The sequence below is a fragment of the Nitrospira sp. genome (assembly GCA_037045225.1).
Lineage (GTDB): Bacteria > Nitrospirota > Nitrospiria > Nitrospirales > Nitrospiraceae > Nitrospira_A.
In genome coordinates this window covers 3,694,513-3,713,329 of sequence record JBAOHZ010000009.1, presented here as the reverse complement: position 1 = coordinate 3,713,329, position 18,817 = coordinate 3,694,513, and the positions used below count along the sequence as shown (strand labels likewise).

The following is an 18,817-nucleotide window of genomic DNA, read 5'->3' as shown; positions in this document are numbered from 1 at the left end:
AGGCCTCCGTCATGCCAGTGAACATGGACCCCAGCAAGCGCCGCCGACGTCAGTCCGTCGAACAGGCTGCGGCCGCCGCCGACCAGGACAGCAGTCAGACCAAGCAGTTCGGAGAAGATACCGAAGCCGATCGGGAAAAAGCCATTGCAGACGCGGAATTGAAAAACCTCTGGGACGCGACCGAAGTCATCGATATGGATACCTGGTGAACTAACCCATCAACGAACAACGACCGATGCGGCCGATTCACGGTCGCCACTCGACCACATACCGACCCGATCTCGCCCTTTTCTGACTGTGATACCATTCATGAACGCCTCGCCCTCCCGCAACGCCCTTTTTCATCCGTTCCACCTCTGTGCCCCACAGACCCTTGAGCTGTTGCTCACGCGGTACGACACCGTCCATTTCCGCGACTACATGGCGCTCCGTCTCTCTCCAATGATGGGACTCACGGCCTATCAAGATCGTATGGGTGACGATCACCCTTTGCTCGTGGCGAGCGGCCGCCTGGTGCAAGGCTATCCAGTCAGCGGCCCATTAGACGACACCGCCGTGGCGGCCATCGATCGCGACCTGAGCGATTCCCGTTGGCGCAGCCTGTTCCATGAGGGGCTCAGAACCGATCGACGTTTTCAACGCGGGCTGTTCGAGCTGACGCATGCAATGAGGATCGGATCGTCGCTGGTACCAGGCCCGGCTGCGTTGCTCCGACTGCTTGAGCCGGACCGCGCAACCGCGCTCTACAACGGTGCCCTCGTGCAACGCCTTGCAAAACCGACCCTGACACTGGAGGAGGCCTATCAATTTGAATATGGTCTGGCCCTGTTGAAGACCACCGCCGCGCAGGTCTACACCCTTCGCCTCGCCCGTGCACACCACCTGATACCGGTCACCGACTCCCACACCCACCATGTGCTGCTGAGCCGAACTCTGGTCCGCGAGGGAATCGACGTTCCTCACGAATATGTCGGCACACACGTGGGAACCGTCTCGTCGCCCGTCACATCCGTGCTGCATGAGTAAGCACCCCTCCTCATCCGCACGGATCGTGACACCGCAGCACCACTGTCATAGGTTCCGGTTGCACTCCGCCCTACCTCACCTGCTACACTCTGCACCTGGCGAGACGACCGTATGAGCACCCTCACCCCTGTCATGACCCCTGACGCCCTCGACACGACCGACGTGGGCACCGGCGACGATCTCGAGGCACGGGTCATCGTATTTAACTGCGATTGCCACACCTATCAGCAGGTCATCGCGCTCTTCTGCAAATGTATTCCCGGAATGAACTCATCCCGGGCCTTCGAACTGGCCTGGCGCGTCGATCATGAGGGCCAAGCGACGGTCTATTCGGGCGAGCGGAAGGCGGCGGAGGAGATCGGGAAGAAACTGGCGGCCGGAGGATTGCGGGTCGGAGTGCAGTAGAAAAGACGCCGGGCCACGGGCTGGTCTGCGCCGAGGGCCTCGACGCAGACCGAATTTATTTGGCTCGTTTCTTTGCCTCGGTGGCCTTGGCAGGTTTTGGCTTGCCGGCCGCTGCAGGCTGGGGGGTGGACGGTTTCGGACTGCTCTTGGCGCTACCATGCGCACTTTTGACGACTTTCGCCGGTTTGCTGCTCGCCTGGCTGGCTTTTTGTTCTTGCGCAGCCGCCGCCTTATAGTAGGACTTGTTGAGCTTACTGAGCATGTCACCGTTCAGCACACGCACCTGATACAATTCGAACAGCTTGCTGATGGCCTTGGGGTCGCCCTTGCGCGCCAGTCCCAAAAGCCGCCGCCGTTGGTTCATTTCTTCTTCTTCAGTATGAGACGCTGCTCGCCGCTCCATAGCGCTCCTTTCAACGAATGCCCGAAACTCACTGCACAACTACGCCAAATTGCCGGATGAAATGCCTCGCAGTGTAACAGATTCGGCCTAGCCAGTACTACACAAACCTCGGCTGTCCGGGAGAAATTTTAACGGGCCGGCCCGCTTGAATTCACCCGGCTCACCGACGGCGCCTCGGGTTGTAGATGAGTGACCAAGCTCTCTATAATCGTTTTTTAGCCTTCCTCACGACACAAAGGAGCACCCGATGGAACATGTTGCAGCGAGCGATACACAACCCACTGTTGCCGACGACCCCCAGGCCCGCGCCCTACTCCAGCGAGCCTTCGAAAGCACGGCCCGATGGCAGCCGGATTTTCGAGGATTTTCGGCCGACCTGACCGTCAATACCAACGGTCAGCAGGTGCGGGGAACCGTCGTGGTCAAAGGACCGCGTGAGGTGACGGTGCAGCTGCCGGACGAAACCATTCAGAAGTGGGCGCAGGAACAGATCGGCATGATCGCCGTGCACCGCGCGCCCCGTAAATTCGAGGAATCGGACGGCAAACACCGTCTCACCATGGAAGCCGGCGAGGACCATCCGCTGGGCCGCCGCTTGGACATCCACGGCGACGGCATGCAGTCCTTCTATCGCATCAAGGACAACCGCATCACCCAGATCAACCGGAAGATGCCCCAAGTGGCATTCACGATCAACGTGGAAGAAAGCAGCACCACGCAGGACCAGAAGCAGCTGACCACCAAATACACGGTCTATTATTTTGCGCCGCAGGATGCCAAGCTGCGCAACGTCGAAAGTTTTACCGACACCCATGTGCGAGTCGGGAGCTCCGACCTACCGGCCACACGCCGCATCATTTCGTACGATAACGGCGCGGTCTTGGTTCGAACCTTGACGTTCACCAACCACAAGTTGCTGTCCTAATGGATTTACGCAAGACGTTCCCGCGCAGCATGCGCGTTACTCTGGAAGGACATGTGCACCTTGCGCGCATGATCGACAAGTGCCGCGCCGTGCTCGCGGGAACCGAAGGCGAGTATATCTATCCCTGCCCCATGGATGACCGGCTCATGGAATTCGCCGGTATCACGGCAGATCAATTCACTACGGCGGTGACGCACCACCAGACAGATACCGGCGTCGCGCAATGGTTCCGGCAAACAGCGATGCCTCGCAGCCAGGCCGAGTTGGAAGCCTGGAACCGAATGATGTTGAACAGGGGACCCACGACACCGGAGAAGCAGGCATCCTTCAACAAATACCGCGACGCAGTAGATCCCTCCCGCACCGACCTCACCAGCTGGGCCGACCTCCAGGACCTCGAAGAAGGACGGACGGTCCCACGCAGAGCCTAGGTGTTGATGGCTGGTGATGCCCCAAGCAGAACCGTATCCAAATAGATTCCCGCTGTATCTCTTCGAATACGTTGTGTTGACGGTCACCTATACGTATGACGCACATTCCTGATGAACAGTCCTGATCTTGGCTCAGATTGACGTGCCTCCCTCAGGACTGTCGCACAATCAGGACATGATCGCATAAAGACGAACTGGCACATGAATCGCATAGACCATCCCCATAGACGTCGTACAGTCGTCCACGCCACCACCATCTGTAGGAGGTACCGACATGGCGCTTGTTCAACAGAATCTTGTTCCCGCGACCGGTGACCATCTCATTACGCTCGACACCGAAACCAACCTCGAATGGCTCAGCCTCGACGCAACAGCCAACCTGTCCTACCTGGAGGTGCTGGGCGGCGCCGGCGGGTACACCACTACCTACGGGTTCCGTTATGCTACCGGCCAGGAAATCGGGCTGCTGTGGCAACATGCGGGCATCACGAAATACGGCCTCACCCAGGTGGTGCCGTTTCCTCAAAGCAATTACGCGGCGATGGAAACCCTCATCGAATTGATGGGAGGCGCAGCGCTGTATCCGTCGACCACCAGTGGTTCAGTCCTGGTCCAGACGCAAGGCATGATGAAGTTTCGAGGCCTGGGGGTCCCAACTCCAATCATGCCCATGAGTGTCGGACAGCTCTGGCTCTTTAAGAACAATCCAGGCGGATCCTACGCTGATACCAATCCGGCTGGAAACGCAGGGAAACGAACACCTGAAATCGCCTCCTATCTGGTGCGCGATCGAATCATGCCCGCCGGCGCTCTCTCTCGTGGCAAATCCGCCAAGGCAGTGAACGCCCGGAGGGGGAAGAAGAAAGGCTGATCCACAGCCAACCCCGTAGCTCCATGAAGCCGGACAGAATCGGCTTCATGGAGCGCACGCGGCCTCACTCCTGCACCTCCGCTGAGACGAAGCCCCACCCTGTTCTCCGCATTGATTTGTTTTACTCAGAGGCATAGGCTAGAGATGTCCATACGGGAGCATAATCCTGCACACGCATGGTGATCTTATGACGTCCAGTACCACGACAACGGGTAACCAACCGCTCTTTACACCGGAACAGGCGGGCGACCACCACATCTCCGCCAAATCCGTTCTCATCGCGATCGATGACTCGGATGAGTCCGCTCGCGCCCTCCACTATGTCGGATCGCTTCTCCGGGACATTCGAGACGTGAAGGTGACCTTGTTTCATGTGCTAAACCCCATGCCCAGGGAGCTCATGGAACACGGAGGCTCAGAGAATCCCGAGACGGAAAATCATCTTGGCGAGCAGTTGCGGAAGGATCAGGAGGAATGGCTTCGCGCTGAAGGTACCATTGAATATCCCATCCTGATAACGGCCATGGAACGACTCGGGCAGACCGGGTTTCCACTCGATCGTGTCAGACTCAAGGTGGGACATGAGCGCGATATTGCCGACAGCATCATGGACGAGGCCAAGGCCGGCGGGTATGGTACCGTCGTAGCCACACGACATAGAACGACGGGGAAGAAGCGACTCTTCGGCAGCAGTATCACCGACCGGCTGGTGCGAGACCTCCCAGGCGTCGCAGTCTGGGTACTCGGATAGGCATCAAGAATGTCGAGGGACGTTAGTCCGCGTCACGCAAATCACGAGCATCGGCAAGCAACAGATACGCCTCCCCCCACTGGTGCGGATTACCGAGCCCCCACGGCTCATCAAGATTGATCGGCCTGAAACGCAGGCCGTAGATTCCACCATACACCACGTGCGCCAAGCCGGCTCCCGAATCTTCGACCATCTGTGCAAAGGCCTGACAGGCCGGTGATTGTTCGTTGTCGCTCCAACCAGTCACCCAATACCATTCGCCCGCAGGGTTTCGCTCATAGAGCCGCGCCTGAACGACCGGTCGAGCCGGTCCAACGGCTTTGAAGCGCGCGAACAGACTGCTGTCGCAATTGTCATTCGACTCAACTTCCACGATCATGGGACGCGCTCCTCGTGAATCTCCATTCACTGCTGAACGTGACTGTATTGAAGCATACACCGTTATCGAAGGTGAAGAATCGACTCCATCCTACCCCTACCGGCATACCAGCATCTCATGGACTCCACCCGCGCCATGGAAAGCGATCGGTTAATCGACTCGACAGATGAGATGACACTCCCGGATTTATTGCCTCTCGAATCCCATCCGCTCTTGAGTCGCTTCGTAGCACAGACGTCGACGCCCCCAATCAACAAAACGTCGAGAGAATAAATGTGTAATCGGTGATGCCGGACAAGAGTCCAGTCAGGTACACATGTATCATGTCTTATCACCAGGACAGGATCCGATCAACGGGCCATATTCTGTTGAGCGACACTGGCACAGCAAAGCGCCTCGTCGCCCTTCCCGTCGTCAATGGCGACGCAGCAATTGAACGGCATCAGAAAGATGCCATGGGGATCGCGTGCGACACTGGCTCGACCATTCTGCAGAACCTGGATCACCTCGATATAAACAGGCCGGAAGAGCCTGCGGGACAGCTCCCAACTACTACCTGGAACCAAGTGTTCGCCGCAGTCGACCAGCTGGTTCGCAACAGGCAGCTGATCCCCCGACAACCGTCTCGGTTTGAGTGTGTACGTACCCCCTCCTCGGCAGCTACATTCGAACGGAAGAACTCGGTAGCTGCCCCTCACGCTTATCGGTCATGCTCCGAATCGCACCTCGTTCAGGAAAGGATATTCCCATGGTGACGATCATTGCGGCCTGCTGTGTGTGCAAGCACGTCCGGGACGGACTCCCCACAGACGGAGAGGAAGAGGGAAATTGGTTACCGCTGCAGACATATTGCAGCAAATATCAATTTGAGGAGAGGGATCTCAAGCTGTCCCACACCTATTGCCCGCCCTGCATGACGCGCTATCGGCTCTTACTGTTCAACACGACCGCCGACCGTCATGCGATGCACCTGTAGTATCGTGAGATCGGGAGCCTGCTCAACCGATTCACGCTCCTTCATCTGCGACAAATTCTGATCGCGGTGCTCGGAGCATTTGAACAGATCAACCTGACGGCAAATCAGGTCTTCCCATCCGGCAACCAACTGACAGCCATATTAAGGGGACGCGGCACTGGCAAAAACGACAAGCAAGTCGTTTTCGAAGGCATCAATGTGTTCGAGATGAACCAGGACGTAAACACTCAAATCAAGTGGGGCTACTGGAACCCAGCCGCAATGATGGCGCAGTTGCAGTGGTGAAAAGCAGTATTTCCATCTCCCGCATAGACAGCTTCTGGTACTTTCTTTAGAATGACGGCGTGGAATTTGAGTGGGATCGGGAGCAAAGCCAAGCGAAATCTCCAGAAGCACCGGATCTCATTCGATGAGGCAGTGACAGTCTTCTACGATCCGCTTTCGGCAACAGTGAACGATGTCGATCACTCGTTCAGCGAACGACGATATTTGACGATTGGCTATTCTGCCCGCAGCCGTCTCCTTGTAGTCTCCCATACAGATCGAGGGACGGTCGTAAGAATCATTAGCGCCCGTCTAGCAACCGCGGGAGAAGGAAGCGTCATGAAACGTAAGCGGAAAACTCCATCGGATGACGTGCGGCCGGAGTATACCTTTGACTATGCGACAGCGGTCCGGGGAAAGTATTACCCACGGCTGTTGAAAGAAGGAGCCAATATTGCCGTCCTAGAGCCGGATATTGCCGAAGTGTTTCGGGATTCAGCGGCAGTCAACGCAGCCCTCCGTTCACTCCTAGAGATATCGGAAACAACCCGACGCCTCATCACCCGGCCAAAGCGAGCATTACGCAAGAAAACCTCTGTGTGAACCGCCTGAGACACAGTCTATCCCTCGCAAACCAAACTCATCAGCTGAACGGATCTGGCGGATTTCGAAGAAAGCGAGTAAGTGCGGAAACGTGAATAGCCGCCATCTCTAGCTGACGTGCAGGCACTCTAAATCATTCCCGACACGATTCTTTCCAACAAGCCCAATTTATCGCGTGTCCTGACGGTCAGAGTGTTAAGCGAAGTTGTCATTCTGGCTCGGCCGATCTTTTGCCAGCTAGGATGCTTGGTGTTGGATTTGCCTGAATTCTTGGTCGTGCGTGCTGTATTTGTAAACACGCCGAAACGCAGAAATCGGAACTCGTCCGATGTGAGCGGCCTCGATGATCGGCATTATCTTTCTTCCCAGTTCATTCTGTTGTTTCCATCGCTCCAAAAGCGCCGGCCCGCCAACAAAACTATTATTGATCGCCGAACGATCCAGTTCGATCCAGATCGACTCATCCCATTTGTGAAAGCATGGGACAAACGTCTGCCACATCGAATTCGGATACTTCTCGTTGTATATGGACTCATCAAAGCTTGAGAAATCGAAGACACTTACAGCGCCTATGCTCCGCACAAACGGATAAAGGACAGGACCGCCTGCAGTTCCCCATCTGTCCAGATCAGGGATGAGCGGGTCTGGAAGAATGCCCCCTGCATCCAAGATGCCTTTAAAGCGTTCAACGCTAGTCGTGTGCCATATACCTTCTCTAAGAATTTCTGGAAACATTGCGGCATCTCGCTTGCTGTGTGTGCGTCCGCATCGGTGGCGGGTTAGGCCTACCTGCGCCACTTCAATCTGTTGGCATCGTGCGGCACAATCTCACTGGCAAACGCCACAAAGATTGTGACAGCCCCACTAAACAGAACTCCACCAATAGTCGGTAACGCATGCCACTTACCTATGGCGAAAGAAGACCAAAAAGCTAGGTCGGCAAAGATTAGGATTAGCACAAAAGCCGCAAGTGCAGCGTACTTGAGAGTTGAAGCTGCGACCCGAACGGCTGAACACGTGAATGCACCGCCTAAATACATATGCGTCATGACGTCTGCGGCAACCTTCATCAAGCCATCCAGTGGTGCCCCACGATATAACGTAATCGATAAGTTATTGATGAAGCCTCCCACGAGGTACGCCAAATAGCCGCATACTGCTCCTGGCAGCAATGCAATCCACCTGACGGTCTTCAACGAACTTCCTCCCTATCGCCACACGCCGCAATTGAGAGACCGAGCTGGCGGGCGAAGCCCGCTTGCGAAGATCTGGCTCGAATTGCCTGTTCGGCCTCCATCTATGGTAGAGCAAATGGACCACAATTCACCTCGTGGTTCTGTGTATCCGCCGGTGCCATATTAGAGAACAAACTTCGAAACAGGTTACTCTCGAGAGATTGTGGATCTACCCGCTCCTGGATTAGCGGGACAATCTTTGCGGCCGCATTCACCAAGAGAGGGACTACGTTGAGAAAAACTTGATCCATTCTGAGATGATAGTGTATCGCGTATTCGCCGAACCTAGACGAGCCGAGGTACGCTCGAATCAATTGACAGGTCTCTTCGCGCAATTTGCTTTGTGCGCGAGGTAAAGCAAGAAGGCGATCAAAATCGGACCACGAGATATACACGTTGAAGGTGTCTGCATCTGGTCCATCGGTCGGGGGAAAGTCAACGAGGATGTACTGCTTCATCCGCCCAGGATTCTCGGCTTCTTGATAGTGAAAGGTATAGAGAGTTCTGACCTTTCGCGCAAGGTTGTGATGCCGGGCGTTTCTTAGCGCGAGAATGGTGGCAAGAGGAGGGGTACGGTACCAGTCGATGGGCTCAGGTTGAACTTCCTTTTGAATCGCATCATAAAGGCTGTGAAATCCGTTTAACACTGATGCAAGGCCCGTCTCGATGTTCCCAACGGCCTCGGCCCGATCTGTAACCAGGAGCCCATATCGATTGGCTCGTAGGTCCGCTTCGAGCAAAACCCGTAGAGCATGCGAAAGGTCTTCAAACGTGATTGAGACGTCGTTCATCACTCGGGATGTATGTGCAGCCTAATTGTTTATTCTCTGGTTCCGTATAAGATGCAAGATGAGAGGCAAGTGCCATGCGACCCAGGGTAAGCCCCTGTGGAGTCCTGTCAGCATTGCAGCGTAAAGCCGAATGATTTCATCGAGGCTCTTCGCTGCATCTCATCCATAGAATGGCCCGCTTGGTCTCCTACTGCGTGCGTCGGACGAGCACCTGTCTACAATGCTCCTTCAAAACTTGTTTATTTTTCACCTCTAAGAGGGGCAGCCGGGCTGGTTCCAATTGAGCGCGTCCAACGAGGGGAGTCTTCGACCGCGCGTTTCGGAAGCACGTTTCTCTGATGCTCCCTCCAAGCTTGCTCACTCCGCCTCACAAAAGAGGGTGGGCTGGTGGGTCCTCGACTGGGCGCGTCCAACGAGGGCCTTCTTAGGCCGCGCGTTGCGCGACCAAGAGGACCCATCAGCCCACCCTCTCCCCTACTTCCACCCCTCCCCGCTCATCCCGCCGCCGTGGCCGCCGAAGTTTCCGCCAAAACCGCCCTGCCCGCTCCCCCAATATTCACCACGCCGCAGACGCCCGTAGGGATGGCGCAGGTCCGGGCGGCTGAGCCACCAGAAAAACCAGAGCGCGCCGCCGGCCGTGGTGATGGTGATCCAGAATCCGAGTCCGCGAAAGTGCGCTTTCTGCACATTCGACACACGAATGTCCTGGGAGACCGATGCCAACCCCACGACGGTTCGATAGAGTCCTTCGCCGAAATGGCCGTTCTTGATGGCCGGGTCGAGGTATTCGTGCCCAACCTTCCCGACGACGTTCCCGCCCATCACCGGCAGCATCCGCCGTCCCATGGTGACGGCCGCCTGCCGTTCCTGCACCGCCAACAACACCAAGACCCCATGCTCGTTCTGAGCCGACCCGATGCCCCATTTCTGATAGAGCCCCACTGCGTAGTCGTTGGCCGAGCCATAGGGTTTCAGGGTGGGTACGGTGACGACCACCATTTCCACCCCGGTTTTGCGTTCAAGATCCTGGCAGACGGAACGGATTCGCGCGCGCCACTCGGCGTCGATCACCCCGGCATGGTCGCTCACATAGCCCTGCGGGTCATAGGAAGGCACCGGCTCACGAGCGATTCCGAGCGGCACGGCGACGAACAGCAGCAGAAGGCCCAACCCCACAATAAAACCGATGTTGCTCCTGGATGGACGACTCATCGCGGCGCCACCGTCCCATCCGGGCGGATCAGCGCGATCAACGCCCCAAGGTTCGCCGCATACCGCTCAAACAAGCGCGGCACCTCCACCGGACCAGGTGAAATAATGCCCCGCTTCAACTCAAGCACATCGGTGAACCCGGCGAGATCGAGTCCCGTCATCGTGCGGATCCCTGCGAGCAACGCATCCGACTGAAACAGGGCCGGCTGTCCGGCAATCCGTTGCAGGCCGCGCAAGCAGGGCAGCAAGGCGGTCAATGAGAGCAGCAACAATATGGTCATCGCTTCTTCCGTGCCGCCGCCTTCGATATATCGTTGCCGCAGACGCACCAGGTTCCCTTGAATGCCCTGCTGCACTTGATAGGCGATATGCGTCCGGTCGATGTGCATGCCGATGAAGGGATCCCGGCCCCAGAGCACGCGATGGTGTTCCTGAATTTCCAGGTATTCAAGCGGGAATACGGTGCCAGGCCGCGTGAGTTCAGCCTCCGTCACCAGAAGCGGCACCACGAATTGTTCACGACTCCATCGTTTATGCGCCTTGGCATAGCGCTTCAGGCCCTCGCGTTCGTATCCGGACAACATGAGCAAGAGATTCAGGTTCGAACGGCCGGGCAGGAATTCTCCACCCACGGCGCTGCCGTACAGCAGAATGCCTTCCAACTGCGAACCCAGCAGCGCAGTGGTTTCCTTCACGTAGCGCTTGAGCAGTTGCTGAACCTCGGAGGGAATATCGAGTGCGGTTGGTTGTGTCACAAACACCTCTGTCGTGGTTGGGGTGGGATGCTGAAAAATCCCTCCAGCGGCGTTCTCGCCTCGTTCAGGCCCTCAACGTACCGCAAGGGTACGCCTCGGCCCTTCACTCGCTGCGGCCTTGCTGGACGGCTTTTTGAGCATCCCCAGGGGAAATTCGTTCTCGCCCTGATGGTTGCAGGATAAGAAATTCTCGTAACCTACAAGGAAAGTCATCACCTTATGTTTCGGTCGCTGATTTCTGATCTGCGCGTGGATCGGGCAACAATCCAGCAGCCATCACTCGATCCACCAATGAAAACGGCGGGCAGCTTCGCAATCCTGCCGTAGTGGAGAGCACACGATAGCGCAGTCTGGCATTACGGTCGAGCGTCCGGAACACCCGATTCCGCAGATACGCGATCACCGGATTGCCGGTATTCCAGAATCGACATTGCTCATCGGCCAGCCGCTGCAACATCATCACGTGTGGCCGCCTCGCCACTTCAAATGCGCGCAACGACTCAGCGGAGAAATCATTCTTCTTCAACCAGCCGGGAATGAGATCCGCCACCACTACCGCATCCACCATCGCCTGCATGCGCCCCTGAGATGCATGCGGATTCATGGCATGGGCCGCATCCCCGATAAGCAGGGCGCCGTCGGCCACCCATCGATCGGTTTTGACACGCCCGGTCGGCATGTACCCGGTCTGGCTCCAATCGACCAGTCCTTCAACCACACCTTCCATACTTGGATCGATCCTGACCCAGGCTCGTCGCAACGCTTCAAGCCCACGGGCTTTGACCGCCTCGTACGATCCGGCCTTGATCATAGAGAAGGCATAGACTTGTTGCCCGGCGGCGGGGAAGAGGCCCAGAATTTCGCGTTTACCCACCAGATATCGCGCTTCATTAAACTCGGGCGGCGCCTTGAGAATCGCAATGAGATAACTTTCGGGATACCGGTAGAGCTGAGCGGTGATACCGAGGGATTCGCGCACTTTGGACAACGCGCCGTCGGCGCCCACCACCAACCGCGCAGAGATATCGACCGGTTCACCATGACGTGTCGCCTGCAAACCGATCACCCGCGAGCCGTCGAGCCGAAGACCGGTAAACGTAGAGTCGTACCACAGCCCGTCAGGATTCTGCTTCTCCAGCGCATCGAGAATGGCATGGTGTGCCACATTCGGCAGCGTCACCAGGGCGCGATTGTAGGGCGCCGGCAGATCTCCGTAGTCCACCGTACAGAGCCGCTCCCCACCCGCCCGGCAAAAGTTGAATCGACGCACCGGTCGCACGGCATGGGGAGGCAGCTTGTCCAGTAACCCCAACCGATCAAGCACCCGCTGCCCATTCGGCTGCAGGATCTCGCCTCGCAATCCCTGCGGCGGCCCGGCAGCCCGCTCCAGCACCAGCGACCGCACCCCCTGCTGCGCAAGCATCAGCGCCAACACGGCGCCTCCGCCGCCTGCCCCAACAATCGCCACATCGGTCTCGATCATTCCACGTCCCATGCGCGCCCCGTCCTACTGCGCCCAGACCATAAATCGTTCGTGGTCATCCCACATGGTGAGAAACTTCTCACGCGCCTTCGCGGTCAATCGCGCATCGGTGATGACATCGAGGCGTTCGTCATTGTACCGGTTCCCGCTCGTCGTATGGTTGGCTGAGCCGGAGGTATTGATGGCATCGTCGATCACGACCTGTTTCAGGTGCATCAAGGCATCATGCCGGTTGATCTTGATGGGCACGCCCGCCAACCGTAAAGTATTCACGGCACTGTGCTGCTTCGGATCGTTGAGCCGCTCGCGGTCGGTAATCACCCGGACATCCACCCCACGGCGTTTCGCCTCCACCAGCGCCTTCACCACCGAGGGCGCCGTTAAGGCATAGACCGACACATAGATGTACCGCGTCGCATGGGCATAGAGGCCAACGACCCGATCAATGGGCCGATCCTCCGGCGCATAATAAACATCAATCGTAGCGGAGGCACAGACAGGGAGCTGCACCAGAAACACAAACCCGATAACAATCAAAGCAATCGGTGTAGGACAGGTCGGACGACTCATGCGTGATCAAGCTGGCAGAAGAGATTCGATGAATGCAAGTGAACTTCGCTGACCTACTGATGAAACACAGAACGCTTCACGTATCGGCACGCGAGTCGAGAACGCCGCTGACGGAGGTTTTCAGCATCCTGCTAGAACAGATCACTCTAGGTCGAAGAGCGTTCGGAAATGGTCGTCCGATTCTTCCCAGGCTTGCGGCGACGTTGTCGACAACCACTCGCGTAAAAAGCCCTTCTGCTCCGGCGTCAACATCTGCTTGATCTGATGCGACCGGCCCTGCAAGGGCTGGAGAAAGCCGGCGCGCGTCCGGAAATCGAGCGTCGCGGTCCGCACATAGATGTTGGTATACATGGAGGGACGCTCGTCCTCGCCTTCCCCCTGCACCCACACCGACAAGAATTTTTCCATCTGCAACCCGGCGCTGTCCAAGGCCGGTTCCGCATCATGAAACAGCTCGTTTTCCGACTCTTTCAGCGGAGCCGCCTCATGCGCGCGAAATAAGAAATTTTTCTTCCACATGCCCTACCCTCCAGACCGGCGCATACTGTAAGCTAGGCATAGTGAAAGTCAAGAAAGCGGCGGCCTGCCCCGTGCGACTCCGCAGCAGCCTCCACAACATCGACGCAGTGAGGTCTGTTGCCTTGACAAAACAAGAACGCGTTTGCTAACTTCTTGAAATTATTTAGCAGTTTACAAAAAACCTCTGTGGGCTCAGGCAAATAATCAGCACCCACACGTAAGGCGCAACAAGAATACCTGTTCCCAGGATACTCAAAACGGCTGTCCAGCAAGGCCACAGCGAGGTCCACGGCGCGAAGTATCCGTAGCGCGCTCCGTGTGTGGATCCCGGCAAGACGGTGAGCCGGCCGTGGCTTACGACACATCAGACTTGGCACGAGGCGAGAACGCCGCTGGCGGACGTTTTCGGGATCCTGTCAGACTCTCACCTTTTCAGGAGCGGATATGCAGGTCATGATCAACGGCAAGGCCGAAGAGATCGCAGGGGGCAGCGTGCTGGAGCTCTTGAAAGCCAAGAGCATCGAGCCCCAAATGGTGGCAGTCGAAGTAAATGACACCATGCTCGAACGGACACATCTCGAGACCACACAGCTAAAAGACGGCGATCATGTGGAGTTTCTGTTCTACATGGGCGGTGGCCGGTGACCGTCAAGGCCCATACAGATATCACCGAGCTGATCGGCGGAACCCCGCTGGTTCGACTCAACCGTCTGAGCAAACCGGGCGGGGCCACGATTTACGCCAAGGTCGAATCGTTCAATCCAGGCGGCAGCATCAAGGACCGCATCTGCCTGAACATGATCAACGAGGCCGAGCGCCTGGGTAAACTGAAGCCGGGCGGCACCATCGTGGAACCGACCAGCGGCAATACCGGCATCGGCTTGGCGCTGGTGGCGGCGGTGCGGGGCTACAAGCTCATTTTGGTGATGCCCGAAAGCATGAGCATGGAACGCGCCAGCCTCCTGTCGTCCTATGGCGCACAGCTCGTCCTCACCGCCGCGTGGGAAGGGATGAAGGGCTCGATTAAAGAAGCGGAGAGCATCGTCGCGCAGAATCCGTCGTATTATATGCCCGACCAATTCTCCAACCCGGCCAATCCGGAGATGCACCGGAAAACGACCGGCCCGGAAATTGTAGATGCGCTGGATGGACGCGTGGATGCCTTCGTCGCAGCGGTCGGCACCGGCGGCACCATTACAGGCTGCGGTGAGGTGATCCGCCAACGGAATCCGGCCGCGAAGATCGTCGCCGTCGAGCCGGCCGGTTCGCCCGTGTTGTCGGGCGGAGACCCGGGGCCTCACAAGATTCAGGGCATCGGCGCCGGGTTCATCCCGAAAGTGCTCAACCGGACATTACTCGATCGCGTGGTAACCGTCACCGACGATGAAGCGTATCAAACCGCGAAACTGCTCGCGAAGAAGGAAGGGCTGCTGGTCGGCATCTCTGCCGGCGCCAACGTCTTCGCCGCGCAAAAGATCGCCGAAGAATTGGGACCGGGGAAAAATGTGGTCACGATCCTCTGCGACACCGGCGAGCGATACATCAGCATCGAAAAGTATTTCAATATTTGACCATTTCGTATGAATGATTGAGGGGGGGATGCTCAAAATGGTCTCTCAGCAAGGCCGCAGGTGAGAGGAACCTGGAGGCGTACCCTCTGGGTACGTTGAGGACTTCCTCGAGCCGAGAACGAAGCTGAAGGGCATTTTCAGCATCCCATACAAGATGGAATTTACAGAAACACAGATCAATCGCTACAGCCGGCATATTCTTCTTCCCGAAGTCGGAGGCAAAGGCCAGAAGAAGATCGTGCAGGCGAAGGTCCTGATCGTCGGCGCCGGGGGGCTCGGCTCGCCTGCAGCGCTCTATCTCGCGGCTGCGGGGGTCGGCACCATCGGCCTCATCGACAGCGATGTCGTGGATCTGAGCAACCTGCAACGGCAAGTCATTCACCACACACCCGACGTGGGTCGCCCGAAGGTCGTCTCCGGCAAAGAAAAGATTCAGGCGCTGAATCCCGACGTCACCGTGGTGATGTACGAAGAACGACTCACCGCCGGCAACGCGCTGAAAATCATGAGCGGTTACGATGTGGTCATCGACGGCGTCGATAACTTCCCCACGAAGTTTCTCATCAACGATGCCTGCTTCTTCGCCGACAAACCGTTGGTGCATGGAGGCATTCTGCGATTCGATGGTCGCGTCACCACCATTATTCCGAAGAAATCGGCCTGCTATCGCTGCGTGTTTAAGAAGCCGCCACCCGAGGGACTCGTCGCCTCCTGCCAGGAGGCCGGTGTCATCGGTGTGCTGGCCGGCATCATCGGCACGATTCAGGCCACCGAAGTGCTGAAGCTGATCCTCGGCATCGGTCGCCCGTTGACCGATCGCCTCCTGGACTTCGATGCGCGTCGCACCCAGTTTAGAGAGATCCGCATCAAGCGGAATCCTGATTGTCCGCTCTGCGGTGAACGGCCCACGATTACGAAGCTGATTGAAGACGGCGACGTCGCCGGGCCGACGTGTGCGCTCCCGGGTCAACGTAACTTGTAGCGAAGGTGTCTCCATGTCGAAAATGAAAGCGCTCGTGTGCCGGGAATGTGGGAAGGAATATCCACCCAAAGCCATCCACGTCTGTGAGATGTGCTTCGGCCCGCTCGAAGTGAAATACAACTACGACGAGATCAAAAGCACGATCTCCCGGAAAAAGATCGAACAGGGTCCGAACAGCATGTGGCGCTATATCGACCTGTTACCGGTCGAAAGCACCGCGATTATCGGCCCCCATGCGGGGTTGACGCCGTTGGTGCGGGCGAAGAATCTCGGTGCCTATCTGGGCATCGATGAGCTCTACATCAAGAACGATACGGTCAACCATCCGACCCTGTCGTTCAAAGATCGGGTCGTTTCGGTTGCCCTCACGCGCGCGCGGGAACTCGGCTTTGAAACGGTCGCCTGCGCTTCAACCGGCAACCTGGCCAACTCCGTCGCAGCACACGCGGCGGCAGCGGGCATGAAATGTTATGTCTTCATCCCGGCCGACCTCGAAGCGGCGAAGGTGCTCGGCAACCTGATCTACAAGCCGAATGTGGTCGAGGTCGAGGGCCACTACGACGATGTGAACCGACTCTGCAGTGAAATCGCGGGCGAGCATGGCTGGGCCTTCGTCAACATCAACATTCGTCCCTACTATGCCGAGGGGTCCAAAACCCTCGCATTCGAAACGGTCGAGCAACTCGGCTGGCGCACGCCGGATCAGGCCGTAATTCCCATGGCTTCCGGGTCTCTGCTGACGAAGATCTGGAAGGGACTGCACGAAATGCATGCCCTGGGGCTGGTCGATTCCGTGCGCACGAAGATCAACGGCGCACAGGCTGAAGGCTGCTCCCCGATCGCCACCGCCTTCAAAGCAGGCCGGGATTTTTTCAAACCGGTCAAGCCGAAGACGATCGCCAAATCCCTCGCCATCGGCAACCCGGCCGACGGCTACTACGCCTTGAAAGCCACCGCGGAGAGCAAGGGCGCGATGGACTCGGTGACGGACGAGGAAGTGGTCGAAGGGATCAAACTGCTGGCCCAGACCGAAGGCATTTTTGCCGAGACAGCCGGCGGCGTGACCATCGGGGTGCTGTGCAAGCTCGTGAAGCAGGGGCTGATCAAGAAGAACGATGTCACGGTCGCCTATATCACCGGCAACGGGCTCAAAACCCAGGAAGCGGTCGTGGACGCCGTCGGACGTCCGTTCCGCATCCAGCCCAGCCTGGTGAACTTCCAAAAAACATTCAAAATGGGAAAGAACAGTGGTGGTGACTCATGATTAAGGTTCGTATTCCAACACCCCTGCGTCCCCTGACGAAGGGTCAAGGTGAGGTTGAATCTGCGGCAGCCAACATTGTGGACATGATCGGATCGCTCGACGCGACCTACCCGGGATTGAAGAGCCGGCTCTGCGATGAAAAGGGCGATTTGCGCCGGTTCGTCAATATTTACGTCAACGAGGAAGACATCCGTTTTCTGGACGGGAAAGAAACCTCGTTAAAAGACGGCGACGAAGTGTCGATCGTTCCCGCGATTGCCGGAGGATAACCATGATCAGCCTACGATTTCATATTCGTTTTCCCGAGAACAAGATCAAGGAGCCGATCATTTATCAGATCGGGCATGAGTTCAAGGTGGTGACCAACGTGCGCCGGGCCGACGTGCGCGAGACAACCGGCTGGATGGATCTCGAATTGACCGGCGAGACCGAAGAAATCGAACGTGCCATCGACGGCATCCGGACCAAGGGCTGCGTCGTCGATCCCATCGAACTCAACGTGGTGGAATAACAATAAGAGAAGTGCACTTCATGAAGCGTGTCTCGTATTAGATCTTAACCGCTTCACGTTTCACGAACGACGAGAGACGAATCGAATGGAATTTACCGAACAACAAATACAGCGCTATAGCCGGCACATCATCCTCAACGAGGTCGGTGGCAAGGGACAGGTCAAGCTGTCCAAGGCCAAGATCCTCTTGATCGGCGCCGGCGGACTCGGTTCGCCCGCCGCCCTGTATCTGGCGGCAGCCGGCATCGGCACCATCGGTCTGGTGGACGGCGACGTGGTGGATCTCTCGAATCTCCAGCGGCAGATTCTCCATACGACGGCCACCATCGGCGTGCCCAAGGTGGAATCCGGGAAGAGGATGCTGTCGGCCATCAACCCCGACATCACGATCAAAACCTATCAACTGAACGTCGATACCGAGAACATTCTGGGGCTCGTATCCGACTATGACATCGTGCTGGACGGCTCCGACAATTTCACCACGCGATTCCTGGTCAACGATGCCTGTTTCTTCGCCAAGAAAACGCTCATCTCAGCGAGTATGTTCCGCTTCGAGGGACAGCTCACGACCATCAAGCCGCATGCCGGATACCCCTGCTACCGGTGTCTCTACCCGGAACCTCCGCCGGCCGGATTGGTCCCGAACTGCCAAGAAGCCGGGGTGTTGGGTGTGCTGGCCGGAACCATGGGCATCCTGCAGGCTTCTGAAGCGATCAAGGAAGTCCTGGGGATCGGCGAAACGATCGCAGACAAACTCGTGATCTACGATGCGCTGGAAATGAAGTTCCGGAAAGTGTCGCGCCCGAAAGATCCGCGTTGCCCCCTCTGCAGCGCCACGCCGACGATCAAGGATTTGGGCGGAGATTACAGCGTCGCCTGCACCATCTGAT

Annotated in this window: 25 protein-coding genes; 17 read left to right on the top strand and 8 right to left on the bottom strand. The window is 57.3% G+C overall.

Features of this window, described 5'->3' with window-relative positions; all coding sequences use genetic code 11:
• Window positions 1-11: 11 nt before the first annotated feature.
• The 3 genes from V9G17_18340 to V9G17_18330 all read left to right on the top strand — a co-directional run bounded on the left by V9G17_18340 (window position 12) and on the right by V9G17_18330 (window position 1,431).
• Window positions 12-209 carry a hypothetical protein gene (locus V9G17_18340; protein MEI2754556.1) on the top strand — a complete coding sequence of 66 codons (198 nt, stop codon included), beginning with the start codon at window positions 12-14 and terminating at the stop codon, window positions 207-209.
• Window positions 210-309: 100 nt separating this feature from the next.
• Complete coding sequence (locus V9G17_18335; protein ID MEI2754555.1) at window positions 310-1,026, top strand: hypothetical protein; 717 nt, start codon at window positions 310-312, stop codon at window positions 1,024-1,026.
• Window positions 1,027-1,137: 111 nt separating this feature from the next.
• Window positions 1,138-1,431: an ATP-dependent Clp protease adaptor ClpS gene (locus V9G17_18330; protein MEI2754554.1), complete on the top strand. Its 294-nt coding sequence runs from the start codon at window positions 1,138-1,140 to the stop codon at window positions 1,429-1,431.
• A 55-nt stretch (window positions 1,432-1,486) separates the two neighbouring features.
• Here the strand turns inward: V9G17_18330 and V9G17_18325 are convergent, their stop codons facing one another.
• A complete protein-coding gene (locus V9G17_18325; protein ID MEI2754553.1) occupies window positions 1,487-1,834 on the bottom strand; it encodes a hypothetical protein in 348 nt (115 codons plus the stop codon).
• Between the two features lie 247 nt (window positions 1,835-2,081).
• Between V9G17_18325 and V9G17_18320 the strand changes: the two genes are divergently transcribed.
• The 4 genes from V9G17_18320 to V9G17_18305 all read left to right on the top strand — a co-directional run bounded on the left by V9G17_18320 (window position 2,082) and on the right by V9G17_18305 (window position 4,812).
• The gene (locus V9G17_18320) at window positions 2,082-2,759 is read left to right on the top strand and encodes a DUF3386 domain-containing protein (GenBank protein ID MEI2754552.1); all 678 of its coding nucleotides are present in this window, start codon (window positions 2,082-2,084) and stop codon (window positions 2,757-2,759) included.
• Window positions 2,759-3,190, top strand: a complete 432-nt coding sequence (locus tag V9G17_18315; GenBank protein MEI2754551.1) for a DUF5069 domain-containing protein — start codon at window positions 2,759-2,761, stop codon at window positions 3,188-3,190. The genes V9G17_18320 and V9G17_18315 overlap by 1 nt, the downstream gene beginning before the upstream one ends.
• Window positions 3,191-3,464: 274 nt before the next feature.
• Window positions 3,465-4,061 carry a hypothetical protein gene (locus tag V9G17_18310; GenBank protein MEI2754550.1) on the top strand — a complete coding sequence of 199 codons (597 nt, stop codon included), beginning with the start codon at window positions 3,465-3,467 and terminating at the stop codon, window positions 4,059-4,061.
• Window positions 4,062-4,248: 187 nt separating this feature from the next.
• Complete coding sequence (locus V9G17_18305) at window positions 4,249-4,812, top strand: universal stress protein (protein MEI2754549.1); 564 nt, start codon at window positions 4,249-4,251, stop codon at window positions 4,810-4,812.
• 22 nt (window positions 4,813-4,834) lie between these two features.
• Here the strand turns inward: V9G17_18305 and V9G17_18300 are convergent, their stop codons facing one another.
• On the bottom strand, window positions 4,835-5,191 hold the full coding sequence (locus tag V9G17_18300) for a hypothetical protein (GenBank protein MEI2754548.1): 357 nt from the start codon (window positions 5,189-5,191) through the stop codon (window positions 4,835-4,837).
• Between the two features lie 748 nt (window positions 5,192-5,939).
• Here V9G17_18300 and V9G17_18295 point away from each other — a divergent pair.
• The 3 genes from V9G17_18295 to V9G17_18285 all read left to right on the top strand — a co-directional run bounded on the left by V9G17_18295 (window position 5,940) and on the right by V9G17_18285 (window position 7,034).
• Window positions 5,940-6,167, top strand: coding sequence for a hypothetical protein (locus V9G17_18295; GenBank protein MEI2754547.1), 228 nt, complete (start codon window positions 5,940-5,942; stop codon window positions 6,165-6,167).
• A gap of 66 nt (window positions 6,168-6,233) precedes the next feature.
• A complete protein-coding gene (locus V9G17_18290; GenBank protein ID MEI2754546.1) occupies window positions 6,234-6,452 on the top strand; it encodes a hypothetical protein in 219 nt (72 codons plus the stop codon).
• Between the two features lie 318 nt (window positions 6,453-6,770).
• Window positions 6,771-7,034 (top strand): hypothetical protein, encoded by a 264-nt coding sequence (locus tag V9G17_18285; GenBank protein ID MEI2754545.1) that lies wholly within the window; start codon window positions 6,771-6,773, stop codon window positions 7,032-7,034.
• 237 nt (window positions 7,035-7,271) lie between these two features.
• Here the strand turns inward: V9G17_18285 and V9G17_18280 are convergent, their stop codons facing one another.
• The 6 genes from V9G17_18280 to V9G17_18255 all read right to left on the bottom strand — a co-directional run bounded on the left by V9G17_18280 (window position 7,272) and on the right by V9G17_18255 (window position 13,599).
• A complete protein-coding gene (locus V9G17_18280; protein MEI2754544.1) occupies window positions 7,272-7,769 on the bottom strand; it encodes a hypothetical protein in 498 nt (165 codons plus the stop codon).
• Between the two features lie 1,765 nt (window positions 7,770-9,534).
• Entirely contained in the window at window positions 9,535-10,272 is a 738-nt protein-coding gene (locus tag V9G17_18275) for a TPM domain-containing protein (protein MEI2754543.1), read from the bottom strand.
• Window positions 10,269-11,027 (bottom strand): hypothetical protein, encoded by a 759-nt coding sequence (locus tag V9G17_18270; GenBank protein ID MEI2754542.1) that lies wholly within the window; start codon window positions 11,025-11,027, stop codon window positions 10,269-10,271. The genes V9G17_18275 and V9G17_18270 overlap by 4 nt, the downstream gene beginning before the upstream one ends.
• Window positions 11,028-11,244: 217 nt before the next feature.
• Window positions 11,245-12,522: an FAD-dependent monooxygenase gene (locus V9G17_18265; protein ID MEI2754541.1), complete on the bottom strand. Its 1,278-nt coding sequence runs from the start codon at window positions 12,520-12,522 to the stop codon at window positions 11,245-11,247.
• A 12-nt stretch (window positions 12,523-12,534) separates the two neighbouring features.
• Entirely contained in the window at window positions 12,535-13,080 is a 546-nt protein-coding gene (locus V9G17_18260; protein MEI2754540.1) for a phospholipase D-like domain-containing protein, read from the bottom strand.
• A 141-nt stretch (window positions 13,081-13,221) separates the two neighbouring features.
• Window positions 13,222-13,599, bottom strand: a complete 378-nt coding sequence (locus V9G17_18255; protein MEI2754539.1) for a hypothetical protein — start codon at window positions 13,597-13,599, stop codon at window positions 13,222-13,224.
• A 444-nt stretch (window positions 13,600-14,043) separates the two neighbouring features.
• Here V9G17_18255 and thiS point away from each other — a divergent pair, with 444 nt between their 5' ends.
• The 7 genes from thiS to moeB (V9G17_18220) all read left to right on the top strand — a co-directional run bounded on the left by thiS (window position 14,044) and on the right by moeB (V9G17_18220) (window position 18,816).
• Window positions 14,044-14,244: a sulfur carrier protein ThiS gene (gene thiS, locus V9G17_18250; protein MEI2754538.1), complete on the top strand. Its 201-nt coding sequence runs from the start codon at window positions 14,044-14,046 to the stop codon at window positions 14,242-14,244.
• Entirely contained in the window at window positions 14,241-15,170 is a 930-nt protein-coding gene (gene cysK / locus V9G17_18245) for a cysteine synthase A (GenBank protein MEI2754537.1), read from the top strand. Before thiS ends, cysK begins: the two co-directional genes overlap by 4 nt.
• 154 nt (window positions 15,171-15,324) lie before the next feature.
• Window positions 15,325-16,152, top strand: a complete 828-nt coding sequence (gene moeB, locus V9G17_18240) for a molybdopterin-synthase adenylyltransferase MoeB (GenBank protein MEI2754536.1) — start codon at window positions 15,325-15,327, stop codon at window positions 16,150-16,152.
• Window positions 16,153-16,165: 13 nt separating this feature from the next.
• The gene (thrC, locus tag V9G17_18235; GenBank protein ID MEI2754535.1) at window positions 16,166-17,416 is read left to right on the top strand and encodes a threonine synthase; all 1,251 of its coding nucleotides are present in this window, start codon (window positions 16,166-16,168) and stop codon (window positions 17,414-17,416) included.
• A complete protein-coding gene (locus tag V9G17_18230) occupies window positions 17,413-17,685 on the top strand; it encodes a MoaD/ThiS family protein (protein MEI2754534.1) in 273 nt (90 codons plus the stop codon). The genes thrC and V9G17_18230 overlap by 4 nt, the downstream gene beginning before the upstream one ends.
• A gap of 2 nt (window positions 17,686-17,687) precedes the next feature.
• Window positions 17,688-17,927 (top strand): NIL domain-containing protein, encoded by a 240-nt coding sequence (locus V9G17_18225; protein ID MEI2754533.1) that lies wholly within the window; start codon window positions 17,688-17,690, stop codon window positions 17,925-17,927.
• A gap of 85 nt (window positions 17,928-18,012) precedes the next feature.
• Window positions 18,013-18,816 (top strand): molybdopterin-synthase adenylyltransferase MoeB, encoded by an 804-nt coding sequence (gene moeB, locus V9G17_18220; GenBank protein ID MEI2754532.1) that lies wholly within the window; start codon window positions 18,013-18,015, stop codon window positions 18,814-18,816.
• The last annotated feature ends 1 nt before the right edge of the window (window position 18,817 follow it).

Excerpts from the sequence above, each read along its gene's own strand:
- V9G17_18340 (MEI2754556.1), top strand. The coding sequence starts at position 12 with ATGCCAGTGAACATGGACCCCAGCAAGCGCCGCCGACGTCAGTCCGTC.
- V9G17_18335 (MEI2754555.1), top strand. The coding sequence starts at position 310 with ATGAACGCCTCGCCCTCCCGCAACGCCCTTTTTCATCCGTTCCACCTC.
- V9G17_18330 (MEI2754554.1), top strand. The coding sequence starts at position 1,138 with ATGAGCACCCTCACCCCTGTCATGACCCCTGACGCCCTCGACACGACC.
- V9G17_18325 (MEI2754553.1), bottom strand. The coding sequence starts at position 1,834 with ATGGAGCGGCGAGCAGCGTCTCATACTGAAGAAGAAGAAATGAACCAA.
- V9G17_18320 (MEI2754552.1), top strand. The coding sequence starts at position 2,082 with ATGGAACATGTTGCAGCGAGCGATACACAACCCACTGTTGCCGACGAC.
- V9G17_18315 (MEI2754551.1), top strand. The coding sequence starts at position 2,759 with ATGGATTTACGCAAGACGTTCCCGCGCAGCATGCGCGTTACTCTGGAA.
- V9G17_18310 (MEI2754550.1), top strand. The coding sequence starts at position 3,465 with ATGGCGCTTGTTCAACAGAATCTTGTTCCCGCGACCGGTGACCATCTC.
- V9G17_18305 (MEI2754549.1), top strand. The coding sequence starts at position 4,249 with ATGACGTCCAGTACCACGACAACGGGTAACCAACCGCTCTTTACACCG.
- V9G17_18300 (MEI2754548.1), bottom strand. The coding sequence starts at position 5,191 with ATGATCGTGGAAGTTGAGTCGAATGACAATTGCGACAGCAGTCTGTTC.
- V9G17_18295 (MEI2754547.1), top strand. The coding sequence starts at position 5,940 with ATGGTGACGATCATTGCGGCCTGCTGTGTGTGCAAGCACGTCCGGGAC.
- V9G17_18285 (MEI2754545.1), top strand. The coding sequence starts at position 6,771 with ATGAAACGTAAGCGGAAAACTCCATCGGATGACGTGCGGCCGGAGTAT.
- V9G17_18280 (MEI2754544.1), bottom strand. The coding sequence starts at position 7,769 with ATGTTTCCAGAAATTCTTAGAGAAGGTATATGGCACACGACTAGCGTT.
- V9G17_18275 (MEI2754543.1), bottom strand. The coding sequence starts at position 10,272 with ATGAGTCGTCCATCCAGGAGCAACATCGGTTTTATTGTGGGGTTGGGC.
- V9G17_18265 (MEI2754541.1), bottom strand. The coding sequence starts at position 12,522 with ATGGGACGTGGAATGATCGAGACCGATGTGGCGATTGTTGGGGCAGGC.
- V9G17_18260 (MEI2754540.1), bottom strand. The coding sequence starts at position 13,080 with ATGAGTCGTCCGACCTGTCCTACACCGATTGCTTTGATTGTTATCGGG.
- V9G17_18255 (MEI2754539.1), bottom strand. The coding sequence starts at position 13,599 with ATGTGGAAGAAAAATTTCTTATTTCGCGCGCATGAGGCGGCTCCGCTG.
- thiS (MEI2754538.1), top strand. The coding sequence starts at position 14,044 with ATGCAGGTCATGATCAACGGCAAGGCCGAAGAGATCGCAGGGGGCAGC.
- moeB (MEI2754536.1), top strand. The coding sequence starts at position 15,325 with ATGGAATTTACAGAAACACAGATCAATCGCTACAGCCGGCATATTCTT.
- thrC (MEI2754535.1), top strand. The coding sequence starts at position 16,166 with ATGTCGAAAATGAAAGCGCTCGTGTGCCGGGAATGTGGGAAGGAATAT.
- V9G17_18230 (MEI2754534.1), top strand. The coding sequence starts at position 17,413 with ATGATTAAGGTTCGTATTCCAACACCCCTGCGTCCCCTGACGAAGGGT.
- V9G17_18225 (MEI2754533.1), top strand. The coding sequence starts at position 17,688 with ATGATCAGCCTACGATTTCATATTCGTTTTCCCGAGAACAAGATCAAG.
- moeB (MEI2754532.1), top strand. The coding sequence starts at position 18,013 with ATGGAATTTACCGAACAACAAATACAGCGCTATAGCCGGCACATCATC.